This is a genomic window from Aminobacter sp. P4_D5 (genome assembly GCF_056401815.1).
Window position 1 is genome coordinate 1 of sequence record NZ_JBFUIP010000268.1, and the last position, 5,167, is coordinate 5,167.

The window sequence follows — 5,167 nt, forward strand, 5'->3', positions numbered from 1 at the left end:
CCGCCCAATGCCGTCATCTTCGATAGCGAGGATGCCGGCCCAATGCCGTCATCTTCGATAGCGAGGATGCCGGCGGGCTGTTCATCTACCGATCGGGGTCTTGGTCGGGCGCTATTCCGGGTGGCGGCGGTGCCTACATCGCCACCTGGCCGAGCCTTGGATACACGCCGCTGGCGGTCGTCCAGAACGGTTCGCCGGGGGCGGTATCGGGGTTCTTCCAATACAATTACCCGGCGGCCGGTGTCCCGCGCTTCATTTGTTACCCCTCCGGGCTTTGGCTCCGCAATGGGATCAGTGACCCGCCTGACGGCACAATTTTCAATGTCGTCTACCAGGTCTATCGATTGAGAGCCCAATGAAGCGCGGCAAGATCAAGCTCAATGGGCCAACGCCGATGTTTCGGGTTTCAATGCCCGGCGTCGACGTGGATACGGCGGCTTTGCACCAATTCATCGCGCACGAGGACTTCATGTTCTCGCAGCCCTATGCTTTTGGCTATGTCCAGTGTCCCTTTATTGGCTTCACTGGCGATGCAACGCGGGATGAATCGGTCGCAGTAGGCATCCCCAACATCGGGGTCACGCCGACCATTCACCTCTTTCCGGTCGATCAGAACAACCAGATAGCGTTCCCCGCGCATTTCTCCGAGGGGTCGGGCAGCGCTGGCCGAAACTATCAGATCATCAACTATTTCGTCTCCGGCACCGCGTCTGGCGGCAGCCTCACCATTCGGTTTCAGAAGGGCCTGAACACGGCCTTTTCTCCTAATGGCTGCTATTACATCCTGACTCGCAGCGCGAATGTTGCGGGTGTGCCAGGGCCAGGTGCGGCTGGTCCGCGTGTGCGCATCAACAAGGACGGCATCAAGATCGCCCGGCCCGGCTACAGCGTCGATACGGCGACCGAGGAGAACATGTTCTTCTCCTCAAGCGGCATCGCGGCGCGCGTCTATGAAACCGGACTCGTGGGCGTTGTTGACTTCGCCGGTACTGGCGGCGATCGCTACAAGCGGGCGAGGGTGAACTTCTCGAAGGGGTTCACTCGCCCGCCACCGGTGTTTGCCGCTGGCATCAGGTCGGACGGTGGAATCGACGTCACGCCGGTGCGGTATTGGGTGGCAAATAATACCTATGGCCGCCAACATCCGCACTACCAGGTGTCCGTCGATACGACCGGTTTCGATCTCATGGTCGTCAAGGACTATGGCTCGAACTTCTATTTAGACGTCCCCACCACCTGGCGGTACTGGGTCTTGGACAACGTCCTCGACACCTAGCGGCGGCCTATAATCCCCTTCAGCCTCCAAAGGGCCAATCATGACATCTTCGGTTTATTTGGCCGGCACGGCTTCCGTGTCGAACGGCTCGCCTATTGTGGCGGGCACAGACACGGCTTGGAATGTGGCGCTGGTCACTGGCGGCATGTTCAGCTTTGCTGGGCAGTCAGTGCCGATCATCAGCGTTGAGAGCGACACGTCGCTGACGCTCGCCTACGGGTGGCCCGGCACAACGGCCAGCGGTAGCTACGCCATTGCGCGCGAGACCTCAGAAGCCGTGCGCGCAGCATGGATCAATGATCGGCTGGCGCAAATCCTGACCAAGCTTGCGCTTGCCGGCATTCATCCCGACGGCGCTGGCACCTTGGCAGAGCGCAATGCGTTGTCGCCAGTGCCGGCCGTTGGCTATCTCTGGCTGCGCGTCGAGAACGGCTATAGCCTCGAGTTTTATCGGCGAACCGCAAGCGGCTGGGATGGCCCGTTCGATATCACCGGCCCCGCTGGTCCCGCTGGTGTCCTGCACTGGATTGAGGCCGGCTGGTCGCTTGGCGCCACTTTCGATTACAACGACGGCCTGACTCGCAACGGTACGTCTTACCGCTGCTTTGTGGCGCACACTTCCGGCGCGGCTACTGAGCCAGGCGTTGGCGCCAATTGGCAGACTGTCTGGAAGGTCACGGCTTCCAAGGGCGACAGCTTCAGGTTCCGCGGCGCATACGGTGGCGCAACAGCCTATCTGGCCAACGATGTCGTGCGGGAGGGCGGCTCAAGCTGGCTTGCTCTTCAGTCGACCACCGGCAACGCTCCGCCGACCCTCCCGGCTACCGCGAACGCGTTCTGGGAACTGATGGCTGTGAAGGGCCAGGACGGTACCGGTACCGGTGATGTTGTTGGGCCGGTATCGTCGGCTGACGGCCAATTAGCGCTGTTCGACGGCCCTACTGGCAAGCTGCTCAAAGGCATGGTCGGCTCGCCGGCGGAAGGCGATATCCTCTATCGTGGGGCTTCGGGCTGGACGCGGTTGCCGAAGGGATCTGCGGGGCAGGTGCTCAGGCAGAACACGGCATTGACGGCGCCTGAGTGGGTAACGCCGCCGCCCACGTCTGACTTTCGTAATAAAATCATCAATGGTGACTTTATTTTCTGGCAACGGGCGACTTCACAGATTTCAGACGGTTATGGGTCAGATGATAGATGGTTTAATGGTAATAACGTTTCCACCAAAACACACAGTTTGCAGGGTCATACTGTTGGTTCAATCCCCGGTAATCCTAGACTTTTCTCAAGGACTGTAGTCAATTCCGTTGTTAACGCTACTGGGTACGTTATCAAAGTGCAGCGAATTGAAAACGTTGAATTGTTGCAAAATACGAAGGTCACTTTGACCTTTTACGCCAAAGCAGACTCAAACAAGAACATAGCGATTGAATTTGAGCAGAACTTCGGAGTGGGTGGCAGTGCTAGTGTAACGGCTATAGGGTCTACAATCGTCCCATTAACGACGAGTTGGCAAAAGAAATCCATAGTTGTCAATCTCCCGTCAATCGCGGGAAAAACACTTGACGCAGCCACCAGCTATCTTGGCTTACTCTTCTGGTTTGACGCTGGCACTAGCTTCAACACTCGTACATCGGGTCTAGGGCAGCAATCCGGAACATTCGACATTAGCCACGTGTCAGTTGTCGAGGGTGACGCAACTGCTGAATTTAACCCTTTTACACCCCGACACATTCAACAAGAACTCGCATTGTGTCAGCGTTATTATGAAGTTTCCGCTAATAATGCTCTATTTTGGACTGGTTCCCCGGCGAGCGGCAGTGTGTACGTGTCGGGGACGACTTTCCTATTGGCAAAACGAACTATTCCAACAATAGTTATCACAAATTTTTCAACAAACGCTTTCAACAACTCTGCCGGTGCTTTGATTAATAAGAGTGTAGCAGGTATGGATTTTCAACTTGTTGCCAACGCAAGCGGCCTATACGGGTACTATCTAGGTAGCTTCACAGCAGATGCGGAGATTTAAAAATGATTATTGAAAACGCAAAACGACTTGTTGACGGTTCAATTCAAGCGGACTTCGACGGTTTTACTATGTTCGTTCCTGACGACATGGGTAATCGTCATCGTTGGGCGATTGAGGAACAAGGTATTCCGATTGCTCCCCCCCCTTCACCCACGTTCGACGATCTGAAGGCCGCCAAAATAGCCGCGCTGGCGGCCAAACGTTGGGAGATCGAGACGGGCGGCATCTTAGTCGGTGCTTCTCCCATTGCGACTGACCGTGACAGTCAGGGCCTTATCGGTAACGCCTACATGGGAGCCATCCGCCACCCCACTACGATCATCAAATTCAAGGGCCTCGGTGGGTGGGTGACGCTCGATGCCGCGACGATGATCGCAATAGGTGACGCGGTGTTCTTCCACGTCCAAGCATGCTTTTCACGCGAAGAAGAGCTGGCGGCCGAGATTGCGGCGGCTGGTGACGAGGCTGCGCTCGACCTGGTCGACATCAATACAGACTGGCCGGCCAATACCTGAGTCGATCAGCACTCCGGCGCGCTTCCTAAAACCCAAGTTGCCACAGAATGGCGCTCGCCGTGGCAAATTTGACGGCGACAAAAAGCCAGTCGGCCCAGTTCATTTGATACCTCGCTACAGGCCAACCAACCACAATATGGCACTGGCCACGGCGACGAGCGCCACGACGAAAACAGTGTCGTCGATAGTCATCGGCTTGCCGCGGGTAGGGTGGCTTTCTCCATAGGCCAATGGCCCGCGCCTCCTTTGGCGCACACAACCCAAAATCAAAGGATTAGTTCCATGGACAAGACCGTTCCCACCGGAGCGGCGCTTCTGCTCGACTTCATTTATCGAACAGACGCCGGCAAGGCCCCGCCTGAGTGCTACGAGACCATCTTCGGCAATCGCCAGACAGGCCTTGCCAAGCCGATCACCAAGATGACGCTGGGCGAGCTGATCGACGCGCAGAAAACGTGGTCGACGAAGGCGTGGGCCAAGAAGTTCGGCTCCGACAAGGCGTCGTCGGCCGCTGGTGCCCCGCAGTTCATGCGAGCGACGCTGATCGATTTGTCGAAGGAATTGCACCTGTCCGGCGCCCAGGTCTTCAATTCCGACTTCCAGGACCGGCTTGCCTTCCACCTGCTGAAGCGCCGTGGCTACGAAGCCTTCATGGCCGGCAAGATCGATCGCACCGAGTTCGGCAAGCGGCTGGCGCAGGAATGGGCCAGCTTCCCCGTTCTTGCAGCCTGCAAGGGCGCCCATCGCCAGATTAAGCGCGGCGATAGCTACTATCTGGGCGACGGCTTCAACAAGGTTGGCACGAAGCCCGAAACGGTCGAGGCACTGCTTGATCGGGTGAAAGCCGCCGGCAACCATGTCCCAGATCCCGGGCCTGTCGCCGTTCAAAAGCCAATCGTGGTTGAGAAGCCCGTCGTGGCCGACCCGGGCGAACTCGAAACACCAACCACCAAGAGCAAGACCTTCTGGACCTGGCTGCTGACTGCCATCGGTGCGCCGCTGGCGGCTTTCGGCAATCTCGACTGGCGCGTCCAGCTCGCGATTGTCGCCGTCATCGTCGCCTTCGCCATCTACGGCATCAAGCGCCGGAACGATCTGTTCAAGGCGGTGAAGGGGCTCAAGGCGGAGTTCGGCGAATGAGGGCGGCTCTGATCGCCGCAGCCGCCGCCATCGTCATGGGTGGCCTCATCTGGAGCCATAGCGCAGCCTATCGCTATGGCCGCTCAATCGAACAAGCGCGCTTTGCCGCACAGATCACCAAGGAGAATGACGATGCGGGCAACGCAGCTGAGAAATGGCGCGCTGAGTTTCGCCGCTGCACTGGCATTGGCGGGCTGTTCGACTTCGAAG

At 57.8% G+C, this 5,167-nt stretch carries 5 protein-coding genes; all 5 read left to right on the forward strand.

The annotated features are described in order from the left end of the window. Positions 1–355: 355 nt before the first annotated feature. Positions 356–1,276: a hypothetical protein gene (locus AC1DWF_RS30110; protein WP_476787098.1), complete on the forward strand. Its 921-nt coding sequence runs from the start codon at positions 356–358 to the stop codon at positions 1,274–1,276. Between the two features lie 40 nt (positions 1,277–1,316). After that, positions 1,317–3,302, forward strand: coding sequence for a hypothetical protein (locus AC1DWF_RS30115; protein ID WP_476804300.1), 1,986 nt, complete (start codon positions 1,317–1,319; stop codon positions 3,300–3,302). 2 nt (positions 3,303–3,304) lie between these two features. Further along, complete coding sequence (locus AC1DWF_RS30120; protein ID WP_476789656.1) at positions 3,305–3,817, forward strand: DUF4376 domain-containing protein; 513 nt, start codon at positions 3,305–3,307, stop codon at positions 3,815–3,817. 282 nt (positions 3,818–4,099) lie between these two features. Next, a complete protein-coding gene (locus AC1DWF_RS30125) occupies positions 4,100–4,957 on the forward strand; it encodes a lysozyme family protein (protein ID WP_476787029.1) in 858 nt (285 codons plus the stop codon). Next, the coding region (locus tag AC1DWF_RS30130) for a hypothetical protein (protein WP_476842428.1) at positions 4,954–5,167 on the forward strand (214 nt) is incomplete at its 3' end. The genes AC1DWF_RS30125 and AC1DWF_RS30130, both read left to right, overlap by 4 nt.

Coding starts and splice junctions, on each gene's coding strand:
- AC1DWF_RS30110 (WP_476787098.1), top strand. CDS start 356: ATGAAGCGCGGCAAGATCAAGCTCAATGGGCCAACGCCGATGTTTCGG.
- AC1DWF_RS30115 (WP_476804300.1), top strand. CDS start 1,317: ATGACATCTTCGGTTTATTTGGCCGGCACGGCTTCCGTGTCGAACGGC.
- AC1DWF_RS30120 (WP_476789656.1), top strand. CDS start 3,305: ATGATTATTGAAAACGCAAAACGACTTGTTGACGGTTCAATTCAAGCG.
- AC1DWF_RS30125 (WP_476787029.1), top strand. CDS start 4,100: ATGGACAAGACCGTTCCCACCGGAGCGGCGCTTCTGCTCGACTTCATT.